The organism is Aeromonas sp. QDB68 (assembly GCF_027707405.1).
GTDB lineage: Bacteria > Pseudomonadota > Gammaproteobacteria > Enterobacterales > Aeromonadaceae > Aeromonas > Aeromonas caviae.
In genome coordinates, this window is the sequence record NZ_JAPCIQ010000003.1 from 36,994 (window position 1) to 60,136 (window position 23,143).

Consider the following 23,143-nt stretch of genomic DNA (forward strand, 5'->3'; position numbering starts at 1 on the left):
TCGCAGCTAAGGACACAACGTTTCCATGATCAAGATTGCCATCAACGGCTATGGCCGCATCGGCCGCAACGTGCTGCGGGCCCTCTACGAGAGCGGCCGCGACAAGACCATCAAGATAGTGGCCATCAACGAGCTGGCTGCCCCCGAGGCCATGGTGCACCTGACCCGCTTTGACACCAGCCACGGCCGGTTCCGCTATCCGGTACAACTGGCGGGCAACAGCATGCAGGTGGGGGAGGATCTCATCGCCCTGTTTGCCGAGAAGGATCCGTCCAGGCTGCCCTGGCGGGCGCTGGGGGTGGATGTGGTGCTGGACTGCACCGGGGTGTTCGGCTCCCGGGCCGATGCCGAGCTGCATCTGGGGGCGGGAGCGGGCAAGGTGCTCTTCTCCCATCCGGCGGACGCGGACGTGGACGCCACCATCGTCTACGGGGTCAACCACCAGGTGCTGACCGGGCGGGAGCGGATCGTCTCCAACGCCTCCTGTACCACCAACTGCGTGGTCCCCGTCATCGAAACATTGCATCGAGAATTCGAGATAAATTGTGGTACTATTACGACAATTCATTCGGCCATGCACGATCAGCAAGTCATCGATGCCTATCACGGCGACTTGCGCAGAACCCGGGCAGCCAGCCAGTCCATCATCCCGGTGGACACCAAGCTGGCAAAGGGGTTGGAACGTATCCTTCCCCACTTTGCCGGCAAGTTCGAGGCGATCGCGGTACGGGTACCGACCATCAATGTAACCGCCATGGATCTGAGCATTACTGTTCGTAAAAAAGTGACAGTTAGTGACGTAAATCAAGCCCTGCAACGGGCATCCAGAGGTACATTACACGGTATTCTGGACTACACGGAAGAGCCACTGGTCTCCGTAGACTTTAATCATGATGCACACTCCTGCATCATTGATGGTACCCAGACCCGGGTCAGCGATGCCAACCTCGTCAAGATGTTGATGTGGTGCGATAACGAATGGGGCTTCGCCAACCGCATGCTGGATACCACCCGGGCCATGATGGCCGCAGGCTGAGAGTCTGCACCGGGCGCAAGGTTACTGTTTTTTTAACATTACCTGAAAATATATAGAGGACTGAATATGTCTGTTATCAAGATGACCGACCTGGATCTGGCGGGCAAACGCGTTCTGATCCGTGCTGACCTGAACGTGCCGGTAAAAGACGGCAAGGTCACTTCCGATGCACGTATCGTTGCGACTCTGCCGACCATCAAGCTGGCTCTGGAAAAGGGCGCCAAGCTGATGATCACCTCCCACCTGGGTCGTCCGACCGAGGGTGAATACAACGAAGAATTCTCCCTGGCTCCGGTTGTCAACTATCTGAAAGACGCACTGTCCTGCCCGGTTCGTCTGGCCAAAGACTACCTGGATGGCGTAGACGTCGCCGCCGGTGAGCTGGTTGTGCTGGAAAACTGCCGCTTCAACAAAGGCGAGAAGAAGAACACCGAAGAGCTGGCCAAAAAATACGCCGCCCTGTGTGACGTCTTTGTAATGGATGCGTTCGGTACTGCTCACCGCGCCGAAGGTTCTACCTACGGTGTGGCCCAGTTCGCGCCGGTTGCCTGTGCAGGCCCCCTGCTGGCCGGTGAACTGGAAGCCCTGGGCAAAGCCATGCTCAAGCCCGAGCGCCCCATGGTTGCCATCGTTGGCGGCTCCAAGGTATCCACCAAGCTGACCGTGCTGGAATCCCTCTCCAAGATCGCTGACCAGCTGGTGGTCGGTGGTGGCATCGCCAACACCTTCATCGCTGCTGCCGGTCACAACGTCGGCAAGTCCCTGTGCGAGCACGACCTGATCGACACCGCCAAGAAACTGGCTGCCGAAACCAACATCCCGGTGACCACCGACGTGGTTGTGGGTAGCGAATTCTCCGAATCCACCCCGGCCACCATCAAGTCCGTGTCCGACGTGACTGACGGCGACATGATCTTCGACATCGGTCCGGATTCCGCCAAGGCCCTGGCCGACATCATCATGAACGCCAAGACCATCCTGTGGAACGGCCCGGTCGGCGTGTTCGAGTTCGACCAGTTCGCTGAAGGCACCAAGGTGATCGCCGAAGCCATCGCCGCTTCCCCGGCCTTCTCCATCGCTGGCGGTGGTGACACCCTGGCTGCCATCGACAAGTTCGGCATCGCCGACAAGGTCTCCTACATCTCCACCGGCGGCGGCGCCTTCCTGGAATTCGTAGAAGGCAAGGTACTGCCGGCTGTCGCGATTCTCGAAGAGCGCGCCAAAGCCTAATTGACCCGGGACGGGGGGCAAAAGCCTCCCGTTTCGTTTATCATGTGGCCGCTGTGCCGGTTCATGATGAACCCCCCACTTTTTATTAACGGCATACGAGACAGGACGATTAAACATGTCTAAGAAAATTTTCGACTTCGTAAAACCCGGCGTGATCACTGGTGATGACGTTCAGAAAGTGTTCGCCATCGCCAAGGAAAACGGCTTCGCTCTGCCGGCCGTCAACTGCGTCGGTACCGACTCCGTGAACGCCGTGCTGGAAGCTGCTGCCAAGGTCAAAGCCCCGGTTATCGTACAGTTCTCCAACGGTGGTGCCGTGTTCACCGCCGGCAAGGGTCTGAAGCTGGAAGGCCAGCAAGCTGCCATCCTGGGTGCCATCTCCGGTGCCAAGCACGTGCACGCCGTTGCCGAAGCCTACGGTGTACCGGTGATCCTGCACACCGACCACGCCGCCAAGAAGCTGCTGCCGTGGATCGACGGTCTGCTGGATGCCGGTGAGAAGCACTTCGCCGAAACCGGCAAGCCGCTGTTCTCCTCCCACATGCTGGATCTGTCCGAAGAGTCTCTGGAAGAGAACATCGACATCTGCTGCGAGTACCTGACCCGCATGGCCAAGATGAACATGACTCTGGAGCTGGAACTGGGCTGCACCGGCGGTGAAGAAGACGGCGTGGACAACAGCCACCTGGACCAATCCTCCCTGTACACCCAGCCGGAAGACGTGGCCTACGCCTACGAGCGTCTGTCCAAGATCAGCCCGCGCTTCACCATCGCTGCCTCCTTCGGCAACGTGCACGGTGTGTACAAGCCGGGTAACGTCAAGCTGACTCCGAAGATCCTGGACAACTCCCAGAAGTACGTCTCCGAGAAGTTCGGTCTGCCTGCCAAGTCCCTGGACTTCGTGTTCCACGGTGGCTCCGGCTCTACCCTGGAAGAGATCCGCGAATCCATCTCCTACGGTGTGGTGAAAATGAACATCGACACCGACACCCAGTGGGCGACCTGGGAAGGCGTGCTGAACTTCTACAAGTCCAACGAAGCCTACCTGCAAGGCCAGCTGGGCAACCCGGAAGGTGCCGACAAGCCGAACAAGAAGTTCTACGATCCGCGCGTATGGCTGCGTGCCGGTCAGACTTCCATGATCGCACGTCTGGAGAAGGCCTTCTCCGACCTGAACGCCATCGACGTACTGTAATTCGCAGCACCTTGATTGCATGAAAAGGCGCCCTTCGGGGCGCCTTTTGCATTTCTGTGATCCTGACGGGCTGGATTGGGGATGGGGGGCTGGGTATTATCGATGACACCCGTTTAATTTAGTAAACGAATGCAACCAGGCAGGATGCTGAGCATGCAGACAGGAAGACAGGGACATCAGGAACACACGGCCTCCTATTACGCGGCCACTCGCAACGACCATCGGCAGTGGCCCGAGCTCAGTGGTGAGCTGGATGCGGACGTCTGCGTCATCGGTGGTGGTTTCACCGGCCTCAACACCGCCATCAACCTGGCCGATGCCGGTTACAAGGTGGTGCTGCTGGAGGCCAACCGCATCGGCTGGGGAGCTTCGGGGCGCAACGGAGGCCAGCTGATCCGCGGCATCGGCCACGATACCAGCCAGTTCGCCCGCTGGATTGGCGAGGCGGGCGTGCGGGAGCTGGATCTCATGGGGATCGAAGCGGTGCAACTGGTGCGCGAGCGGGTCGAGCGTTTCAATATCGAGTGCGATCTCACCTGGGGCTATTGCGATCTCGCCACCAAGGCGCGCCACCTGAGGGGGTTCGAGGAGGATGCCGAGCACCTGGCGAGCCTGGGTTACCGGCACGCACTGAAAATGGTGGCACGGGAGGAGATGCACACCGTGGTCGGATCGGATCGCTATATCGGCGGGATGATCGACATGGGCTCCGGTCACCTGCACCCTCTCAACCTGGCCCTCGGCGAAGCGCGTGCGGCAGCCAGTCTCGGGGTCTCCCTGTTCGAACACTCAAGGGTGACCCACATCGACTACGGCGAGCGGGTCGAGGTGACCACGGCCCACGGCCGGGTCAGCGCGGACTACCTGGTGATCGGCTGCAACGCTTACCTGGGCGACCTCCAGCCCGATCTCGGGGGCAAGGTGCTGCCGGCGGGCTCCTACATTCTCGCCACCCAGGTGCTGGAGAAGCGCCTGCGCCAGCGCTTGCTGCCACAGAACATGGCGGTGTGCGATCAGAATGTGGCGCTCGACTACTATCGGCTGTCGGCGGACGGTCGCCTGCTGTTCGGCGGGGCCTGCAACTACTCGGGCCGTGACCCCCGTGATATCAAGGCCTTTATGCTGTCCAAGCTGCTGCGGGTCTTCCCCGAGCTCGCGGGTACCGCCATCGAGTTCCAGTGGGGGGGCATGATAGGCATAGGCGCCAACCGGCTGCCCCAGATAGGCCGCCTCGAGCAGCATCCCAACGTCTTCTATGCCCAGGCCTATTCGGGCCATGGCCTCAATGCCACCCACATGGCGGGCAAGCTGGTGGCGGAGGCGATCAAGGGGGAGAGCCGGGGCTTCGATCTCTTCAGCCGCGTCCCCCACATGACTTTCCCGGGTGGCCCGGCGTTGCGCTCTCCGCTGCTGGCGCTCGGGATGCTCTGGTATCGGCTGAAGGATCTGCTCTAGGGAGAGGGGGGGCTCGGGATTATCCCTGCTGCGTCGCGTCTGGCTCGGCCAGGCGCCAGCCCTGCTCCGTCTTCATCATCCAGACCTGGGTCTCCTGCGCCAGGGCCTGGCCTGCCTCAAAGTCGCCATATTTGCGCTCGAGCTCCATCAGTCCCATCTCCTGCTGGAAGGGGCCGACCCTGTCATAGACCAGATCCTCGTCGTGCAGCACCTGCAACTGATCCAGTCCCTGCTTGAAGTGGAGCTGGTAGCTCACCTTGACCAGATAGACCCCCTCCATCCGCTCCTCCTTGCCGAGCACGGCGAAGTCGCGGATGTCGAACAGGTCAGCATCTGTGCCCGCCTGCAACCTGGCGGTGACCTGGCTCTGGATGGTCTCTTCACCGGGACCTGCGTTGCAGCCATAAAGCCAGAGGGCCAGCAGGGGGATGAACCACTTTTTCATCAAAACTCCGGACGAACGAGACGGGAAAGGGCAAATTCTGCCACGGCGTCGGTCATATACAAGGGATTGCCGGAAAAATGGCGGTCAAACCGGGGGCCCACACGGTTGCACGGGCCACCCGGTATCAGCGCAGCTTGTCCAGCTGGCCGAGAAATTCGACAGGCCCCATGAAGCCGGTCACCCGCTGGCCGTTCACCTCGTTGCCATCGCGATCGAAGAAGATGAGGGTCGGCAATCCCAGCACGTTGAGGCCGTTGAGCAGATCCACGTCGGCGTCGTCGTTGGCGGTGACGTCCGCCTGCAGCAGCACCATCTCGCTGAAGCGCGCCTGCACATCGGGGTCGCTGAAGGTCTTGTGCTCGAACTCCTTGCAGGCCACGCACCAGTCGGCGTAGAGGTCCAGCAGCACCGGCTTGCCGCGGGCGGCGGCGAGCTGCACCTTGAGATCGTCCAGGGTCTTGATTCGGATGAATCGGGGGGCCTGGGTCTGGGCGGCGGCATTGGCCCCCTCGGGTGGCAGCAGCAGATCCTTGCCCACCACCACCAGACCCATCATCGCCAGCAGCAGAACGAAGCCGCCAAGGCTCTTGCCCACCAAATGGGCGCGATGCTGGTTGTGGTGATAGAGATAACCGCACAGCACCAGCCCCCAGCCGAGCCAGAGCAGGGTGGCCACCTGATCGCTCAGGAGCCTTGAGAGCAGCAGGATGGGTACCGCCAGCAGCGCAAAACCGAAGAGTTGCTTGATCACATCCATCCAGGCGCCGGCCCTGGGCAGCAGCTTGCCGCCAGAGGTGCCGAGCAAGAGCAGCGGCAGCCCCATGCCCAAGGAGAGGGCATAGAGGGCCGCACCGCCGAGCCAGAGGTCGCCACTCTGGGCCACGTAGATAAGGGCCCCGGAGAGCGGCGCCGTGGTGCAGGGGGAGCAGACCAGTCCCGAGATCATGCCCATGATGGCAACGCCGGCCACGGATCCGCCCTGCTGGCGGTTGGAGAAGCCCGAGAGACGGGTTTGCAGGCTGCTCGGCAGTTGCAGGGTGTAGAGCCCGAACATGGAGAGGGCGAGCAGCACGAACATCACCGAGAGGCCGATGAGCACATAGGGGTGCTGCAGGGCCGCCTGGAATTGCAGGCCCGCCGAGGCGACGACGAGCCCGAGCAGGGTATAGGTGACCGCCATCCCCTGCACATAGACAAAGGAGAGCAGGAAGGCGCGACGGGTGGAGAGGCGATGTCCGGCCCCGGCGATGATCCCGGTCAGGATGGGATACATGGGGAAGACGCAGGGGGTGAAGGCGAGGCCGAGACCCAGGGCGAAGAAGGCGGCGACGCTGATCCAGAACCCCTGGCTGCCGAGGGCGGCCGCCAGCCTGTCCTGCTGGCTGCCCGGCGCTTCCGCCCGGGCGGGGGCGGCGAGGGGCTCGACGGCGATCCGCTTGTCGGTCGGTGGGTAGCAGAGTCCCTCGGTGCAGCCCTGGTAACTCAGAGTGAGGCTGGCCGCGTCCCCGACCCGGGTCAGCGCCACGGGGATCTGCACCTCCTGGTAATAGACCCGGCTCTTGCCGAAGAAGTCATCCTCGTGCTCGGTGCCGGGGGGCAGGACGGGCTCGTCGAAGGCGAGGTTCTCTCCCTTCACACGGATGCTGTGGCGATAGAGGTAGTAGCCGTCGGCGATGCGTATCCGGAGCAGCAGCCGATCACCCTGTTGTTCGCTCTCGAGGGCGAAGGCCTGATCCACCTTGAGGAATCTGGGCTGGGTCTCGATGCCGAGGCTGCCGAGCAGATCCTGGCTGCTGGCCCGGGCGGGGGCCGTCGTCAGGACGCAGAGCAGGCCCAGCAGCATCAGCAGGAAGGAGAGGGGGCGAGAGGCGGTCATGAGGTCTCCTGTGTCAACCAGTCGAGATAGGCAGGGTGGCCCTGGCTTGCCGGGAGCGCCAGGATCTCCGGTACCTCGTAGGGATGGTGGGCGAGAATGCACTGACGCAGGGGCTCGAACAGAGCGGCCCGACTCTTGATGACGAGCTGGATCTCCCGGGTTCGTTCCGTCTTGCCCTGCCAGCGATAGACGGAGGTGACCCCGGGCAGCTGGTTGATGCAGGCGGCGAGGCGCTGGTCGAGCAGCTGCTCGCAGAGGCGGTCTGCACTGGTCTCGTCGGGGCAGGTGCAGAGCACCAGAATGGCGTCGGTCATAGGGATGGACGGTCTCGGCAACGGGGCGCACGGGCCCCCTGGATCAGCCGTTACTATACCGGGCCGGGGGGCAAATAGCACCCGGCCCCCCGCACCCGGAATAAGTCATGCGCCCGAGATGGACGCTGTGAAAAGGACAGGGCAGAATGAGCGGGCTTGTTCCAATTCTACGTAAGGAAATGTATGACCCAACAGAATGAGCAGCAGAGAAACCGCATGTTGAGCCTGTTGCGTGAAGGGGAGCGCCGCATGCTGGTGCAACTGGCCGGTCTGCTGCGTACCAGTGTCGACGAGATCAATGCGGAGCTGGAAAAAGAGGAGCTGTTGTCGGCGTTGGAGCAACCCATCACGGTGGAGTACCTCAACGGCGTGGTGCAGCATCATCTGTTCGAGCGCCTGCACAAGGGGGACATGGTGGCGGCCCAGCGCATGCTGAACCAGTACCAGAGCGACCTCGAAGCCATGATGCGCCAGGAAACCAGGCAGGACGATACCCCGCCGGAAGAGGTCAAGGCACAGGCCTGACCCCGCGAGGCCCTCTTCAGCACCATCATGCCATCGCATGATGGTGCCTCGCCCTTACCCCTCGAATCGCTTATCCCAGCGCCTTCTGCACCTGTCCCATGGGAATGGGGAACACCTTGTCGTAACTCCAGTTGTAGACGAAGGCATAGACCAGGTAGAAGAGCACGAAGCCCATATCCAGCACCAGCGCCTCCAGCAGGCCGATGTCGAGCCACCAGGACATCACCGGCAGGGCCACGATCAGCAGGCCCCCCTCGAACCCCAGGGTGTGCAGCACACGCTGCCACAGCGCCTTGTGGGTGTGGCCCTGATAGCGCAGCAGCAGCTTGTCCACCCCGATGTTGTAGACATAGTTCCAGACGGTGGCGACCACCGAGAAGAACAGGGCCAGGGGGCCCATGTGGTTGAGCCCGACGCCGGTCACCCAGCTGGCCAGCGGAGCGGCGATCAGCAGGCCAATCAATTCGAAGCCGATGGCGTGGCGTAGGCGGTCACGGGTCGTACGCATGGTCTGTCTCTCTCTTTGGTCAGGGAATGGCGGCAATGTATCGCCAAAACCGGATAGATTCACGTTGGTATCTATCGCTAAAATAGATAGATGTGACGACACAACAGCACGGCGGAGCTGGCTCATGACCCCTTCACTGGAACACTTCAAGGCATTGCTGGCGACGGCCGAGACCGGGTCGTTCTCGGCGGCGGCGCGCAGGCTGGGCAAGGCCCAGTCGGTGGTGAGTGCCGCCATCGCCAATTTGGAGATCGATCTCGGCCTTGCGCTGTTCGATCGCAGCGGCCGCTATCCCGTGCTGACCGAGGCGGGGGCCCGCATCTGTCAGGAGGCGGGGGTGCTGCTGGCCCAGAGCGAGCGACTGCAGGCCATCGCCGGCGAGCTGGCCAACGGCGTCGAGTCGCGCCTCACCCTGGCCATCGACGATGACTCCCACCTGCCCTGGTTTGGCTCCCTGCTGGAGGAGTTTGCCAGCCGCTACCCGGCGGTGGAGCTGGAGCTGCTGTTCCCGCTGATGGAGGACGTGACCGAGCTGCTCAAGAGCGGCCGTGCCCAGCTCGGCATCAGCTACCAGAAGGAGCACCCCGAGCGGGAGCTGGTCTCCCGCTCCCTAGGGACGGTCACCATGCCCCTGGTGGTCTCTCCGGATCACCCCCTGGCCCACAAGACGCCGTTGAAGGAGAGTGACCTGCAAGGGGCTCGCCAGTTGATGGTGACCGGACGGCGGGAGGGGACGGAGCGCCATCGCTTCCGCCTCTCGGTGCAAGTGTGGTGGGTGGAGGGGGATCTCGGGATCCTGGAGCTGGTGAAACTGGGGCTGGGATGGGCGGCGGTGCCCGAGTTTCTGCTGCACCGGCCCCTGGCGCGGGGGGAGCTGGTGGTGCTCAAGCCGGACTTCATCGCCGAGGCGGAACTGGCGCTGGAGTTGCAGTGGTATCGCGCCCGCCCGTTCGGGCAGGCGGGGCGCTGGTTGCAGGAGGCACTGCTGGCGCGGGTGCCTTGCTAGGGGGGATTCAGTCGAACAACGCATAGGGCAGGGGTTGCAGACCGAGGCTGGAGCCCTCTTCCAGCTTGAGGCGGAAGCGGGCGTCGGCCTCGGTGTCCTTGGGCAGCACGGCGGTGAGCCACACCTGACCCTGCTGCTGCCAGGCGTTGAGCACCAGACCGCTGCGGCGCCAGTTGTCACCGAGCTGGATCTCCAGGGTGTCACCGCTGGCTACCTGCGTTGCGGCAGTGCCGCTCAGCACGAAGAGGGCGCGGTTGTTGGCGCCGCGATACTTGGCGCGAGCCACCGTCTCCTGCCCCATGTAGCAGCCCTTGTTGAAGCTGATGCCATCAAGGGCTTGCAGGTTCAGCATCTGGGGGATGTATTCCCCCTGATGGACCGCTTCCAGATGGGGGAGACCGGCTTTGATTTCCAGCCCCCACCAGAGTCCTTCGTCGCCCACCGGCAGGTTCAGGGCCAGCGGGGATGCGCTCGCCAGCAGCCAGCGGTCCGCCTCCACCCTGACTGCCATGCCGCCCTCCACCAGGCCGGTGCCGGTCAGCGCGAAATGTTGTGCCATCCAGTCGTCTGTCCCCTGACCGGCCAGTCCGGCCAGGCTGCCCTGAAACTCGCCGATCTCGACCTTGGCAAAGATCGCAAACTTCTTGAGCTCCGGCAGTTGGCGGGCCAGCACCGAGGGCTTGGTCAGCATCAGCAGGCTGTCTTCCAGGCAGAGCAGGCGAAAATCGCTCCACAGCTTGCCCTTGGGATCGCAGTGGCCGCCGAGGGTGCTCTGGCCCGGTTGCAGGGCGTTGACGTCGCAGGTGACCTGACCTTGCAGATACTTGGCGCGATCCGGGCCGCCGAGGCGGGTGATGGCCAGATTGGTCAGGGAAAACAGGGTCGGCTCGGCAGGAAGAAGAGGGGTCGGCAGGCTCACGATGGGATTCCAGAGACAGAAAGTATGTGACCTGCATGGTAAAGACGTAAGGAATGTTTGTCAGCCGGAAAATCCTGCTGCTACCATTCCCCGGTCTTTGTAAGGAGAGTTCCATGTTGAACCCAAGTGAGAAGTCCCGCCTGAAGTGGGCCTGCCGTCGCGGCATGCTCGAGCTGGATGTGATCTTTATGCCCTTCTTTGAGCACGAGTTCGATGGCCTCGGCGAGGCCGAACAGCGCACCTTCATCCGCCTGCTGGAGTGCGAGGATCCCGAGCTGTTCCGCTGGTGCATGGGTCACGGCGTGCCCGAGGATCCCGCTTTTGCCGCCATGATCCCCCTGATCCTCGAGCGCAACCAGGCCCGTCACGACAGCCTGCGCTGAGCCCGACTCGCGACCGCCACCCCTCATGGCCAGCCTCGCGTCTCCCCAGCGGGTAGTGATGCGCATGATCGCCTCCCGCCAGCAGCGTCTGCTGCTGTGCATCCTGTTTCTGTTGCTGCTCTTGCCCGTCGCCAGCCTGATCCAGGGCTGGCAATGGGGGCTGTTCCTCCCTGTCTGGGGGCTGAGTCTGTGGCGCGCGTTGCGCCGCCATCCGGCGGCGAGCGGCGTGCTCATCTGGGACGGGGAGTGGCTCGAGTGGCAAGGGGCGCGCCATCGGCTGGATTCCCGCAGTCGCATCCTGCCCGGGGTGCTCTGGTTGCGGCTGAAGACGGTGGAGGGCTCCGAGGGGCAGCTCTGGCTCTTCTCCGATGCCCTGGCCCCTGCACACTACCGTGCCCTGGCCCGCGCCATTCACCTCGCTGTCCGCTAGGGGCGTCTCTCTCTACCTGCTACATCTGCCGCTCATAGCAGATGACCCCGCCTGGGCGGGGTCATCTGGGGGAGGGCATACGCCCGAATCGAACGCAACGGCCTTATTCCCGATCCGGGGTCAGCACCGTCGGCTTGGGATTGGGCTGCATGTCTGGATAGTCCAGGTTGTAGTGCAGACCCCGGGACTCCTTGCGCTGCAGGGCACAGTTGACGATCAGCTCGGCCACCTGCAACAGGTTGCGCAGCTCCAGCAGGTTGTTGGAGACGCGGAAGTTCGCGTAGTACTCCTGCACCTCCTGCTTGAGCAGGTCGATGCGACGCTTGGCCCGGGCCAGGCGCTTGTTGGTGCGCACTATGCCCACGTAGTCCCACATCATCAGCCGCAGCTCGTGCCAGTTGTGCTGGATCACCACCTGCTCGTCGGAGTCGTCCACCTGGCTCTCGTCCCAGGCCGGCAGGCTGGGGGGGGCCACGCTGGTGGGCAGCTTGGCCAGGATGTCGGCCCCCGCCTGGTGGGCATAGACCACGCATTCGAGCAGGGAGTTGGAAGCCATGCGATTGGCGCCGTGCAGCCCGGTGTAGGTCACCTCGCCGATGGCGTAGAGACCCGGGATGTCGGTCTGGCCGTTGTTGTCGATCATCACGCCGCCGCAGGTGTAGTGCGCCGCCGGGACGATGGGCATCGCCTCCCTGGTGATGTCGATACCGACCGCGAGGCAGCGCTCGTGGATGGTCGGGAAATGCTTGATGATGAAGTCCGCCGGCTTGTGGCTGATGTCCAGATACATACAGTCGGCGCCCAGGCGCTTCATCTCGTGGTCGATGGCGCGGGCGACGATGTCCCGCGGTGCCAGCTCGGCCCGCTCGTCGAAGTCCGGCATAAAGCGGCTGCCGTCGGGGCGGCGCAGATAGGCGCCCTCGCCGCGCAGGGCCTCGGTCAGCAGGAAGTTGGGGTCATCCGGGTGGAACAGGCTGGTGGGGTGGAACTGGTTGAACTCCAGGTTCGCCACCCGGCAGCCGGCGCGCCATGCCATGGCGATGCCGTCGCCCGAGCTCACGTCCGGGTTGGAGGTGTACTGGTACACCTTGGAGGCGCCGCCGGTGGCCAGCGCCACGAAGCGGGCGCGGATCACCTCGACCTGCTCGACGTTGCGGTTCCAGACATAGGCGCCCAGCACCTTGTTGCCCGGCAGCCCCAGCTTGCGGGTGGTGATGAGGTCGACCGCGTTGAAGCGCTCCATCAGCTGGATGTTGGGATGAGCGCGCACCTGATCGATCAGGGTGAGCTGCACCGCCTTGCCGGTGGCATCGGCCGCGTGGAAGATGCGGCGATGGCTGTGGCCCCCTTCCCGGGTCAGGTGGTAGTGGGACTCCCCCTCGGCATCCTCCTCCTGATCGAAGGGGACCCCCTGCTGGATCAGCCACTGGATGGAGTCGCGGGCATTGCGGGCGGTGAACTCCACCACCGCCGGGTCGCACAACCCGGCCCCGGCGTTGAGCGTGTCGCTCACGTGGGATTCGATGCTGTCGGTCTCGTCGAACACGGCAGCGATGCCTCCTTGCGCATAGAGAGTGGCCCCCTCACTGATGGGCCCCTTGCTCAGAACCAGGACTTTGGCCTGGTCTGCCAATCGCAACGCGAGGGACAGACCGGCGGCACCGCTGCCAATGATGAGTACGTCGCAAAGGTATTCAACACTTGCTTTCATAAGTATCATTGGCCTGGATTAAGAACTGGCCCCATGGTAGCCCAAGGGGGGGCTGTGGTGCAGCCCGCATCACATTTTTTTCAATGCAAGCGAACTTTCTCTGATTCCTCCTGTCTGAACTTGTGCGCTTAGAAGGGGCCGGAAAAGAAGAACGATAACCTGATGGGGGTTTTACGGCTCTGATGAGCGACCAGAATCTACTGGACGAACAGCTGGTTGAACGGGTCCAGCGTGGCGATAAGAATGCATTCAACCTGTTGGTACGCAAGTACCAGCACAAGGTGGTCAACCTGGTGGCCAGATATGTCAACAATCCGGGCGATGTACCGGATGTGGCGCAGGAGGCCTTTATCAAGGCCTACCGTGCGTTGCCGACATTCCGTGGCGAGAGCGCGTTTTACACTTGGTTGTACCGGATCGCCGTCAACACGGCCAAAAACTACCTGACGTCACAGGGGCGCAGACCGCCCAGCAGTGATGTCGAAGCGGACGAGGCTGAATATTATGGTGGTGGTGAAGCCCTGCAAGAGGTGGCCACCCCGGAAAACCTGGCGCTGACCGACGAGATCAAGCGTACTGTGTTTACCGCCATAGAAGCCTTGCCAGAAGATTTGAGAACGGCGATCACCCTTCGTGAAATGGAAGGGCTGAGCTACGAGGAGATTGCGGAGATCATGGATTGCCCGGTGGGTACGGTGAGATCCCGCATCTTCCGGGCGAGGGAAGCAATCGATAAAAAGCTGCAACCTCTGATCGAGCATTAACTGGGGAAAGACAGGCAAACTTATGGCAAATAAAGAGCAACTTTCAGCCCTGATGGATGGCGACCTCAGCGAAATCGAGGTACTGAACGAGCTGGGAACGGATCCCACTCTGCAGGATACCTGGTCGCGTTACCATCTGATCGGTGATGCCATGCGGGGTGACCTGCCGGTCAATCTGCAACTGGATCTCAGCGACAGCATCATGCTGGCGCTGGAGGATGAACCCGCCATACTGGCGCCCAAGCCGGCACAGCCTGCTGCGCCCCAGGTGCAGCCCGCCGGCAAGGTGATCCCCTTCGTTCGCCGCTTTGGCCAGCAAGTGGGGCAGTATGCCATTGCCGCCTCCGTGGCTGCCGCCGTCATCTTCGGCGTGCAGCAGTACCAGGGCAAGGATGGTGTGCCGACCAGCCCGGTGCTCAATACCATACCCGTGGGTGGCAGTGCTGCGCCGGTGAGCGTGCACTATCCCCAGGATGGCAGCCGGACCGGTGTGCGTCAGCAAGGTCTGAGCGAGCAGCAGATGCAGGAGCAGCGCGAGCGCATCAATGCCTTCCTGCGCGACCATCAACTGCAACAGCGTCTGCTGCAAGACAAGCAGATTCAGGAATAACGCATTTTTAGGGATCAGATCGTGAGCCAGTCCAGCCGTATCCTGCTGGCCTCTCTCCTGTTGATTTGTGCCAAGGCCTCGGCCGACGATCTGTCGGCCGAGGCCTTGTTGCAGCAGATGCAGAGTGCCGTTTCGCAACAAAACTTCGAATTGTCCATGGTCAAGGCCCGCCAGGGGCGCCTTGAGCCTATCCGTTTCAGCCACGGGATCATCGATGGCAAGGAGGTGGCTCACCTGAGCTATCTCGACGGCAAGGCCGTGGAGTTCCTGCAACGCCAGAACGAATACACCTTCTTCGAAAACACCCATGAACCCTACACCCTCAAGGGGGCGCGTTTCCCCGGGGTCTGGTCGAGCCTGGTGAGGATGCCGCTGCCCCGGGTGATGGAGAGTTATGACCCGGTGCTGGCGGGCCGCAGCCGGGTGGCCGGCCTGGTGGCACAAGTGGTACGGCTGGTGCCCAAGGAGGCGGACAAGTACGGCTTCGTGCTCTGGATTGACGAACAGAGCCATTTGCTGCTGCGGGTGGACATGGTGGATCGAGAAGGCAATCTGGTGGAGCAGGTGCTGGGGGTGGATCTGGACAGGCAATCTGCGCCGGCCCCCTGGCTGGTCACCCTGGCACGCAGCAAGCTGCCGGATGCGCTGGCGCTGGAAGATGCCTATCCCGCTCCCCAGCAGACCCTCAATTGGCACCTGACCTGGTTGCCCGATGGCTTCAAGGTGCTCTCTCAGGATCGGCATCAGCTGGTCAGCACCAGTCTGCCGGTGGATTACATGATGCTCTCCGACGGGCTGGTGGATCTCTCCGTCTACGTCTCCCGGGTCGATCCCAAGCAGGCGGTGCGCCAGCAGTTGATTCGCCAGGGGGCTACCTCGCTGGTGAGTTTCGTCAACGAGGTCGGGGTGGAGATCACCGTGGTGGGCGAGGTGCCCGCCGAAACCGCCAAGCGCATCGCCGAGGCAGTGCAGCCCCTGGCTCGCAACGAGGCGGTGCAGTGAGTCTTTGCCGTGAGACTTGCCCTGAGGGTGCCGCCGTGCTGAGATCCGGTGCATCCACCGCCCCCTGTGAGGAGTCATCAGGTGAGTAACATGAGTGAAGAGCTGGCCACAGTAGTGGCCATCGACGGCAATCACGCCTGGGTGGAGTGCGAGCGGCGATCCGCCTGCAGCGGTTGCCACCAACAATCCAGCTGCGGGACCGGCACCGTCGCCAAGGCCTTTCCCATGAAGGCGCAGCGGCTGCGGGTCGCCCTCACCGGTGATGTGGCGGTGGGCCAGCAGATCCGCCTGGGCATCCCTCAGGCCAGCATCCTGCGCGGTGCGGCTCTGGTGTACGTGCTGCCGCTCTTCTGTCTGCTGCTGGGCGCCCTGCTCGGCCAGCTCTGGCTGGTGCCGCTCTTGTCGGCGGGAGAGGGGGTGACCATCCTCTGCTGTCTGCTGGGCGGCGCCATCGGATTTTTACTGGTTCGTTACTTTTCTGACCGGCTCGAGCAGGGGGAATACGGTCCCCGCATGCTCGGGGTGGTGCTCAATACCCGTCATCTCTCTTGAGGGGCCGGGTCTGGCGGAGGGCATCCAGGTGCCCAACGCCCGCCAGACAAGGCGCTATTTGTGGGGCCCGCCGACTAAAGATTGGCCGTCGACCGGGTTATCCAGTAAAATCCTGCCCTCATATCCGACCCTAACTTAATTTTGAGTGATTCTTGCTCGATGAAACACATTCGTAACTTTTCGATTATTGCGCACATCGACCACGGTAAGTCGACCCTGTCGGACCGTCTGATCCAGACTTGCGGCGGCCTGTCCGATCGCGAGATGCAGGCCCAGGTGCTGGACTCCATGGATCTGGAGCGCGAGCGCGGCATTACCATCAAGGCACAGAGTGTGACCCTGAACTACCAGGCACAAGACGGTAACACCTATCAGCTGAACTTTATCGACACCCCGGGCCACGTGGATTTCTCCTACGAGGTTTCTCGCTCCCTGGCTGCCTGTGAAGGGGCACTGCTGGTGGTGGATGCCGGTCAGGGGGTTGAGGCACAGACTCTGGCCAACTGCTACACCGCCATGGAAATGGATCTGGAAGTGGTGCCGGTGCTGAACAAGATCGACCTGCCGGCCGCAGAGCCCGAGCGGGTTGCCGAGGAGATCGAGGACATCGTCGGCATCGACGCGGTGGACGCGGTGCGCTGCTCCGCCAAGACCGGCCTCGGTGTCGATCTGGTGCTGGAAGAGATCGTCGCCAAGATCCCGTCCCCGGAAGGGGATCCGGAGGCGCCGCTGCAGGCGCTGATCATCGACTCCTGGTTCGACTCCTATCTCGGGGTCGTGTCGCTCGTGCGGATCAAGAACGGTTCCCTGAAGAAGAACGACAAGATCAAGGTGATGAGCACCGGTCAGGTATGGGGTGTGGATCGCATCGGTATCTTCACGCCGAAGCAGGTGGACACCGACGGCCTGGGTTGTGGCGAGGTAGGTTGGGTCGTCTGCGGCATCAAGGATATCCACGGTGCGCCGGTGGGGGATACCCTGACCCTGGCCAAGCACGGTGCCGAGAAGGCGCTGGCCGGCTTCAAGAAGGTGAAGCCCCAGGTCTATGCGGGCCTGTTCCCCATCTCCAGCGATGACTACGAGTCCTTCCGCGATGCGCTGGAGAAGCTCTCCCTCAACGACGCCTCCCTGTTCTACGAACCGGAGAGCTCCACGGCGCTGGGCTTCGGCTTCCGCTGCGGCTTCCTCGGGATGCTGCACATGGAGATCATCCAGGAGCGTCTGGAGCGTGAATACGATCTGGATCTCATCACCACAGCGCCGACCGTGGTCTACGAGATCGAGCTGAACGATGGCTCCACCATCCACATCGACAGCCCGGCCCAGATGCCCGCCATCAACAACATCAAGGAGATGCGCGAGCCCATCGCCGAGTGTCACATCCTGCTGCCGCAGGAGTACATGGGCAACGTCATCACCCTCTGCATCGAGAAGCGCGGCGTACAGACCAACATGGTCTACCACGGCAAGCAGGTGGCGCTGACCTACGAGATCCCGATGGCGGAAGTGGTGCTCGACTTCTTCGACCGTCTGAAGTCCACCAGTCGCGGCTACGCCTCCCTGGACTACGGCTTCAAGCGCTTCGAAACCTCCGACATGGTCCGTCTGGACATCATGATCAATGGCGAGCGGGTCGACGCCCTGGCCATCATCACCCACAAGGAGAACGCCCAGTATCGCGGTCGCCAGGTGGTGGAGAAGATGCGCGAGCTGATCCCGCGCCAGATGTTCGACATCGCCATCCAGGCCGCCATCGGCAACCAGATCATCGCCCGCAGCACCGTCAAGGCATTGCGTAAAGACGTCACCGCCAAGTGCTACGGTGGTGACGTGAGCCGGAAGAAGAAGCTGCTGAACAAGCAGAAAGAAGGCAAGAAGCGGATGAAGTCCCTGGGCCGTGTGGACGTGCCGCAAGAGGCCTTCCTCGCCATTCTCCACGTCGGAAAGGATTAATCGATGGCAAGCACCTTTTCCCTGATCCTCGTCGTCGTCACCCTGCTGACCGGCATCATCTGGACGCTCGACAAGCTGGTCTGGGCCAAGCAGCGGGCGGCCAAGATTGCCGCCGCCCGTGCCAATGCCGGTCCGGATGTGGACGAGAAGACACTGGCCAAGGTGGCCCCCATGCCGGTCTGGATCGAACAGACCGGCGGGGTTTTCCCGGTGATCGCGCTGGTGCTGATCCTGCGCTCCTTCATCTTCGAGCCGTTCCAGATCCCGTCCGGCTCCATGATGCCGACCCTGCTGGTGGGCGACTTCATCCTGGTGGAGAAGTTTGCCTACGGCCTCAAGGACCCGGTGACCAACACCAAGTTCCTCGAGACCGGCGAGCCGAAGCGCGGTGATGTGGTGGTCTTCAAGTATCCGCTGGATACCCGGGTGGACTACATCAAACGGGTGGTCGGCATGCCCGGCGATCGGGTCATCTATCGCAACAAGGAGCTGATGATCCGGCCCAAGTGCGATGAGCAGGAAGGGAAAACGTGCCCCGGCTTCCAGAAGCTGGATGTCAAGTTCGAGCAGCGCGGCGAGTTCAGCCAGATGGGGATCCCGCTGGATCGCTACACCGAACAGCTGGGTGATGTCTCCCACGAGACCTTGCGCAACCCGCTAATGCCGGACCTGGTGGACCGCTACTATCGCCAGCCCGGCACCTACCCCGACGAGTGGGTGGTGCCGGAAGGCCACTATTTCGTGATGGGTGACAACCGCGACAACAGCACCGACAGCCGTTTCTGGGGCTTCGTGCCCGAGCAGAATCTGGTGGGCAAGGCGGTCGCCATCTGGATCAGTTTCGAATTCGAGCGTGAGGAAGGGTCCAGCTTGCCGAGCTGGGTGCCGACCGGTGTGCGCTTCAACCGCATTGGCGGAATCAAGTAAATGAATATCAAGATGAACAGACTGCAGTCCCGTCTCGGGCATGTCTTTCAGGATCCTGAGCTGCTGACCCGGGCTCTGACCCATCGCAGCGCAGGGTCCCGTCACAACGAGCGCCTGGAATTTCTGGGGGACTCCATCCTGAGTCTGGTGATTGCCGATGACCTCTTCCACCGCTTCCCGCAGGCAGCGGAAGGGGATCTCAGCCGGATGCGCGCCACCCTGGTGCGCGAGAAGACGCTGGCCGAGCTGGGCCGGGAATTCGACCTCGGGGATCATCTGATCCTGGGGCCGGGGGAGCTGAAAAGCGGCGGTTTTCGCCGCGAGTCCATCCTGGCCGACACCGTCGAGGCGGTGATCGGCGCCGTCTATCTGGACACGGATCTGGAGCGGGTGCGCAGCCTCCTGCTCGGCTGGTATGCCAGCCGCCTTGGCGAGATCAAGCCCGGGATCGAACAGAAGGATCCCAAGACCCGTCTGCAAGAGATCCTGCAGGGCAGCCGCAAATCCCTGCCGACCTACACGGTGACCAACGTCAAGGGCGAGGCCCACAACCAGGAGTTCACCGTCCAGTGCGAAGTGGATGGCCTGGATGGCCCCCTGGTCGGGATCGGCTCCAGCCGCCGCAAGGCCGAACAGGCCGCGGCGCAGCAAGCACTGGAACGGCTGTCATGAGCACCATGACGGATCCGGCACTGTGCGCTCTTTTCACTCCATCAGCATTGGGAACGCGGTCATGACAGATACCACCTATTGCGGCTTTGTCGCCATCGTGGGCCGCCCCAACGTGGGCAAGTCCACCCTGCTCAACAAGTTGCTCGGCCAGAAGGTCAGCATCACCTCGAAGAAGCCCCAGACTACCCGTCACCGGATCCTGGGGATCGACACCGAGGAGAACCATCAGACCATCTATGTGGATACCCCGGGTCTGCACATCGAGGAGAAGCGGGCCATCAACCGCCTGATGAACCGCGCCGCCACCAGTTCCCTGGGGGACGTGGCCATGGTGGTGTTCGTGGTGGACGGCACCCACTGGACCAAGGATGACGAGATGGTGCTGGGCAAGCTGCGCCACCTCAAGTGCCCCGTGGTGCTGGCGGTCAACAAGATCGACAACGTCAAGGAAAAAGAGGATCTGCTGCCGCACCTCGAGTGGCTAGGTCAGCAGATGAACTTTGCCCACATCCTGCCCATCAGCGCCGAGAAGGGCACCAACGTGGAGAAGATCCGCGAGTGGGCCAAGGATCTGCTGCCGGAGAACGTCCACTTCTTCCCGGAAGATTACGTGACCGACCGCTCTTCCCGCTTCATGGCCTCCGAGATCATCCGCGAGAAGCTGATGCGCTTCACCGGTGAGGAGCTGCCCTATTCGGTGACGGTGGAGATCGAGCGCTTCAAGGTGGAGGAGACAGGTCTTTACCACATCCACGGGCTCATCCTGGTGGAGCGCGAAGGCCAGAAGAAGATGGTCATCGGCAACAAGGGCGAGAAGATCAAGACCATCGGCACAGAGGCGCGCATCGACATGGAACGGCTGTTCCAGAACAAGGTGCATCTGGAGCTGTGGGTCAAGGTCAAGTCCGGCTGGGCCGACGACGAGCGGGCCCTGCGCAGCCTCGGGTATGGCGACGACTGATTGCTGACCCCGGCTTTCGTCATCCACAGTCGGCCCTATCGGGAGACCAGCCAGCTGGTCGAGGTCTTCACCCAGGATAGCGGTCGATTCACCCTGGTGGCTCGCGGTTCCCGCGGGCCACGCTCCTCTCTGAAGGGGCTGCTTCAGCCCTTCACCCTGCTCACCATTGCCTGGCGCGGCAAGGGGGATCTCAAGAACCTCACCCAGGTGGAGTGCCCGGATCACTCGTTGCGCCTCGGCGGGGATCGTCTCTTCTACGGCCTCTATCTCAACGAGCTGGTCTACTACCTGCTGGAAGCGCACACCCCCTTCCCCGAGGTGTTCGACGCCTATGCCCGTGCCATCATGGCCCTGGCGGACGGAGAGACCCCGGAGCTGCCCCTGCGCCGCTTCGAGTTCCTGCTGCTGCAGGCCCTGGGCTACGCGGTGGACTTCGAATATGCCGCGGACGACGACTCCCCCATCGACCCCACCCTGCTTTATGGCTTCGAGCGGGAGCTCGGCTTTGTCGCTTGCGAGCGGGCGCCGGATCCCCGTACCCTGTTCCTCGGCGCCCACCTGCTGGCCTTCGCCGAGGGGCGTTTCGACACGCCTCCCTTGCTGCAGGCGGCCAAGCGTTTCAGCCGGCTGGCGCTGCAGCCCTATCTCGGCAAGCGTCAACTGAAGAGCAGGGAGCTCTTTTTGAAGCGAAAAGACAGTGTTTCAAGCTGATTTTTATTATCTAGTGATGTTTTGTGTTTATGACATCGCTTTTGATGAACAATAATGCTGTCGCCGCGACCAGAACCGGCCTGCGGCGGCACATGGACAGAGGGGCGGGCACCACCCGTCCCGGCATTCACAGATGACCTGTATCAAGGAGTAAGCAATGAGCGAGATCTACCTGGGTGTGAACATCGACCATATCGCCACCCTGCGCAACGCCCGCGGCACCCAGTATCCGGATCCGGTACAGGCTGCCTTCGTGGCCGAGCAGGCCGGTGCCGATGGCATCACGGTCCACCTGCGGGAAGATCGCCGCCACATCACCGACCGGGACGTGGAGATCCTGCGCCAGACGATCCAGACCAGGATGAACCTGGAGATGGCGGTGACCGAGGAGATGATCGGCATCGCCTGCCGCATCAAGCCCCACTTCGTCTGTCTGGTGCCGGAGAAGCGCACCGAGGTGACCACCGAGGGTGGTCTGGACGTGGCGGGCCAGCTGGACAAGGTGACCGATGCGGTGACCCGTCTTGCGGCCGTCGGTGCTCAGGTATCCCTCTTCATCGATGCGGATCCGTTGCAGATCGATGCGGCCGCCGCGAGCGGTGCTCCCTTCATCGAGATCCACACCGGCCGCTACGCCGATGCCACCACGGACGCCGAGCGCAACGCCGAGTTCAAGCGCATCGCCGCCGGTGCTTCCTACGCCGCTGGCAAGGGCTTGAAGGTCAATGCGGGCCACGGTCTGCACTACCACAACGTCAAGGCCATCGCCGCCATCCCCGAGCTCTATGAGCTCAACATCGGTCACGCCATCATCGGTCGCGCCGCCTTCGACGGTCTGGCCAAGGCGGTCAGCGACATGCGTGCGCTGATGCAGGAAGCCCGTCAGGGGATCTGATGCCGCTTCGCAGGTATGAAAACCACAAGGGACGCTTCGGCGTCCCTTGTGGTTTTCAGGAGTGGAAGGCGGGGTGAACCCCGTGTTCATCTGGCATGGGGCCGGGCATCCGTGTGCAGAGGGCGAAAGGGAAGGGGCGTCTCAGCCTGGTTCCGGGAAGTAGCGCTCCAGCAGGGCGGTGAGGATGGCCTGGCACTCGGCATCCGGCTCGCCGGTGACCAGGGCGGGGCGAAAGTGAAGCTGGAAGGCGCGCAGGACGGCGCGGCTCTGCTCATCCCAGGCGCCGTGCTGGGGTAGGCCGTAGCCGTAACGGGCAAGCTGCTGCTGCCATTGCAGCGCATCCCAGGGGATGAGCTGCGTCTGGCGCAGCTCGGCCACCCGGGCCTCGTCGGGCCAGGCGCCGACACCGTAGCGCAGGGCGAGCTCGCGCCAGGGGAACCGGGGGCCGGGATCCTGCTTGCGCTCGGGGGCGACATCGCTGTGGGCCAGCACCTGGGTGGGGGGGATCTGGTAGCGTTCGACCAGATCCCGGGCGAGGGCGCCGAGGGCGTCGATCTGAGCAGGGGGATAGGGTTGCCAGTGTCTCAGATGGGCGGGCAGGGCCGCGTCTTTCTCGTCATACCCGAGATTCACTATCTCGATGCCGAGCGAACTGGCGTTGAGCCCGGCGTAGTGATGCCAGCGACTGCGTCCGGCGTGCCAGGCCCGCTGGCTGTCGGGCACCAGCTGGTAGACCGGGAACGGTTGCTCGTCGGTGTCGCGGGGGATCAGGTAGTGGGCGCTCACCTTGTGCTCCGGCTCGGTCAGCAGGCGCAGGGAGCGGGCATCCTCTTCATCCGTGTAGTGCAGGATGAGAAAGGCGATGCGCTCGTTCTGGCTGGCGCTCTGATGATCCTGATTGAGCCGATAGGGTGCAGGCTGGCAGGCGCCGAGCAGCAGGATGAGGGGCAGTGACCAGCGCCAGCGCGCCGCGAACCGACACGCACCGCCGCTCGCCGACGGGCGTGGAGTCAGCAGGCGGCGCCAGCCCATGGTCTAGCCTCGCACCTGGCCGAAGGCGGTC

Annotated in this window: 25 protein-coding genes; 18 read left to right on the forward strand and 7 right to left on the reverse strand. The window is 62.8% G+C overall.

The features are described 5' to 3' along the window. Positions 1-25 precede the first annotated feature (25 nt). From epd to PG892_RS01565, 4 genes are all read left to right on the forward strand, one after another. Positions 26-1,036 carry an erythrose-4-phosphate dehydrogenase gene (gene epd / locus PG892_RS01550; protein ID WP_010675660.1) on the forward strand — a complete coding sequence of 337 codons (1,011 nt, stop codon included), beginning with the start codon at positions 26-28 and terminating at the stop codon, positions 1,034-1,036. A gap of 66 nt (positions 1,037-1,102) precedes the next feature. Beyond that, on the forward strand, positions 1,103-2,266 hold the full coding sequence (locus PG892_RS01555; RefSeq protein ID WP_039040546.1) for a phosphoglycerate kinase: 1,164 nt from the start codon (positions 1,103-1,105) through the stop codon (positions 2,264-2,266). A gap of 115 nt (positions 2,267-2,381) precedes the next feature. Then, positions 2,382-3,461: a class II fructose-bisphosphate aldolase gene (gene fbaA, locus PG892_RS01560; RefSeq protein ID WP_010675658.1), complete on the forward strand. Its 1,080-nt coding sequence runs from the start codon at positions 2,382-2,384 to the stop codon at positions 3,459-3,461. 153 nt (positions 3,462-3,614) lie between these two features. Next, positions 3,615-4,916 carry an NAD(P)/FAD-dependent oxidoreductase gene (locus PG892_RS01565; RefSeq protein ID WP_223933060.1) on the forward strand — a complete coding sequence of 434 codons (1,302 nt, stop codon included), beginning with the start codon at positions 3,615-3,617 and terminating at the stop codon, positions 4,914-4,916. A 19-nt stretch (positions 4,917-4,935) separates the two neighbouring features. On the opposite strand, the gene PG892_RS01570 is transcribed toward PG892_RS01565, so the two are convergent. From PG892_RS01570 to cutA, 3 genes are all read right to left on the reverse strand, one after another. After that, positions 4,936-5,361, reverse strand: coding sequence for a hypothetical protein (locus tag PG892_RS01570; RefSeq protein WP_039040544.1), 426 nt, complete (start codon positions 5,359-5,361; stop codon positions 4,936-4,938). Between the two features lie 124 nt (positions 5,362-5,485). Continuing rightward, positions 5,486-7,237: a protein-disulfide reductase DsbD gene (locus PG892_RS01575; RefSeq protein WP_223933058.1), complete on the reverse strand. Its 1,752-nt coding sequence runs from the start codon at positions 7,235-7,237 to the stop codon at positions 5,486-5,488. Continuing rightward, on the reverse strand, positions 7,234-7,551 hold the full coding sequence (cutA, locus tag PG892_RS01580) for a divalent-cation tolerance protein CutA (protein ID WP_010675653.1): 318 nt from the start codon (positions 7,549-7,551) through the stop codon (positions 7,234-7,236). Before cutA ends, PG892_RS01575 begins: the two co-directional genes overlap by 4 nt. 183 nt (positions 7,552-7,734) lie before the next feature. On the opposite strand from cutA, the gene PG892_RS01585 reads away from it, so the two are divergent. Continuing rightward, complete coding sequence (locus PG892_RS01585; protein WP_010675652.1) at positions 7,735-8,076, forward strand: hypothetical protein; 342 nt, start codon at positions 7,735-7,737, stop codon at positions 8,074-8,076. Positions 8,077-8,146: 70 nt separating this feature from the next. Here PG892_RS01585 and PG892_RS01590 read toward each other — a convergent pair whose 3' ends face one another. Continuing rightward, the gene (locus PG892_RS01590; RefSeq protein WP_039040541.1) at positions 8,147-8,584 is read right to left on the reverse strand and encodes a PACE efflux transporter; all 438 of its coding nucleotides are present in this window, start codon (positions 8,582-8,584) and stop codon (positions 8,147-8,149) included. A 124-nt stretch (positions 8,585-8,708) separates the two neighbouring features. Here PG892_RS01590 and PG892_RS01595 point away from each other — a divergent pair, with 124 nt between their 5' ends. Next, on the forward strand, positions 8,709-9,590 hold the full coding sequence (locus tag PG892_RS01595; RefSeq protein ID WP_223933056.1) for a LysR family transcriptional regulator: 882 nt from the start codon (positions 8,709-8,711) through the stop codon (positions 9,588-9,590). Positions 9,591-9,597: 7 nt separating this feature from the next. Here the strand turns inward: PG892_RS01595 and ygfZ are convergent, their stop codons facing one another. Beyond that, positions 9,598-10,509, reverse strand: a complete 912-nt coding sequence (gene ygfZ / locus PG892_RS01600) for a tRNA-modifying protein YgfZ (RefSeq protein ID WP_041211672.1) — start codon at positions 10,507-10,509, stop codon at positions 9,598-9,600. Positions 10,510-10,622: 113 nt separating this feature from the next. On the opposite strand from ygfZ, the gene PG892_RS01605 reads away from it, so the two are divergent. Together PG892_RS01605 and PG892_RS01610 are read left to right on the forward strand one after the other, a co-directional pair. Continuing rightward, a complete protein-coding gene (locus tag PG892_RS01605) occupies positions 10,623-10,892 on the forward strand; it encodes an FAD assembly factor SdhE (protein WP_010675648.1) in 270 nt (89 codons plus the stop codon). Positions 10,893-10,950: 58 nt separating this feature from the next. Then, a complete protein-coding gene (locus tag PG892_RS01610; RefSeq protein ID WP_270825097.1) occupies positions 10,951-11,322 on the forward strand; it encodes a protein YgfX in 372 nt (123 codons plus the stop codon). Between the two features lie 103 nt (positions 11,323-11,425). Here PG892_RS01610 and nadB read toward each other — a convergent pair whose 3' ends face one another. Further along, the gene (gene nadB / locus PG892_RS01615; protein WP_223933054.1) at positions 11,426-13,033 is read right to left on the reverse strand and encodes an L-aspartate oxidase; all 1,608 of its coding nucleotides are present in this window, start codon (positions 13,031-13,033) and stop codon (positions 11,426-11,428) included. A gap of 182 nt (positions 13,034-13,215) precedes the next feature. On the opposite strand from nadB, the gene rpoE reads away from it, so the two are divergent. The 10 genes from rpoE to pdxJ all read left to right on the forward strand — a co-directional run bounded on the left by rpoE (position 13,216) and on the right by pdxJ (position 22,080). Beyond that, positions 13,216-13,797, forward strand: coding sequence for an RNA polymerase sigma factor RpoE (rpoE, locus tag PG892_RS01620; protein ID WP_010675645.1), 582 nt, complete (start codon positions 13,216-13,218; stop codon positions 13,795-13,797). 22 nt (positions 13,798-13,819) lie between these two features. After that, positions 13,820-14,407 (forward strand): sigma-E factor negative regulatory protein, encoded by a 588-nt coding sequence (locus tag PG892_RS01625; protein WP_104454756.1) that lies wholly within the window; start codon positions 13,820-13,822, stop codon positions 14,405-14,407. Between the two features lie 21 nt (positions 14,408-14,428). Further along, positions 14,429-15,409, forward strand: a complete 981-nt coding sequence (locus PG892_RS01630; RefSeq protein WP_223933053.1) for a MucB/RseB C-terminal domain-containing protein — start codon at positions 14,429-14,431, stop codon at positions 15,407-15,409. Between the two features lie 90 nt (positions 15,410-15,499). Further along, the gene (locus PG892_RS01635; protein WP_039040538.1) at positions 15,500-15,961 is read left to right on the forward strand and encodes a SoxR reducing system RseC family protein; all 462 of its coding nucleotides are present in this window, start codon (positions 15,500-15,502) and stop codon (positions 15,959-15,961) included. A 159-nt stretch (positions 15,962-16,120) separates the two neighbouring features. Further along, positions 16,121-17,914: a translation elongation factor 4 gene (lepA, locus tag PG892_RS01640; protein WP_010675641.1), complete on the forward strand. Its 1,794-nt coding sequence runs from the start codon at positions 16,121-16,123 to the stop codon at positions 17,912-17,914. A gap of 3 nt (positions 17,915-17,917) precedes the next feature. Then, positions 17,918-18,841: a signal peptidase I gene (gene lepB, locus PG892_RS01645; RefSeq protein ID WP_010675640.1), complete on the forward strand. Its 924-nt coding sequence runs from the start codon at positions 17,918-17,920 to the stop codon at positions 18,839-18,841. Next, positions 18,842-19,513 (forward strand): ribonuclease III, encoded by a 672-nt coding sequence (gene rnc / locus PG892_RS01650; protein ID WP_042864945.1) that lies wholly within the window; start codon positions 18,842-18,844, stop codon positions 19,511-19,513. Between the two features lie 61 nt (positions 19,514-19,574). After that, positions 19,575-20,474 carry a GTPase Era gene (gene era / locus PG892_RS01655; protein WP_041211854.1) on the forward strand — a complete coding sequence of 300 codons (900 nt, stop codon included), beginning with the start codon at positions 19,575-19,577 and terminating at the stop codon, positions 20,472-20,474. Next, positions 20,475-21,185 (forward strand): DNA repair protein RecO, encoded by a 711-nt coding sequence (recO, locus tag PG892_RS01660; protein ID WP_223933051.1) that lies wholly within the window; start codon positions 20,475-20,477, stop codon positions 21,183-21,185. Positions 21,186-21,342: 157 nt separating this feature from the next. Then, a complete protein-coding gene (gene pdxJ / locus PG892_RS01665) occupies positions 21,343-22,080 on the forward strand; it encodes a pyridoxine 5'-phosphate synthase (protein ID WP_010675636.1) in 738 nt (245 codons plus the stop codon). A gap of 141 nt (positions 22,081-22,221) precedes the next feature. Here the strand turns inward: pdxJ and PG892_RS01670 are convergent, their stop codons facing one another. Further along, entirely contained in the window at positions 22,222-23,112 is an 891-nt protein-coding gene (locus tag PG892_RS01670; RefSeq protein ID WP_171865321.1) for an N-acetylmuramoyl-L-alanine amidase, read from the reverse strand. Positions 23,113-23,143: the final 31 nt, after the last annotated feature.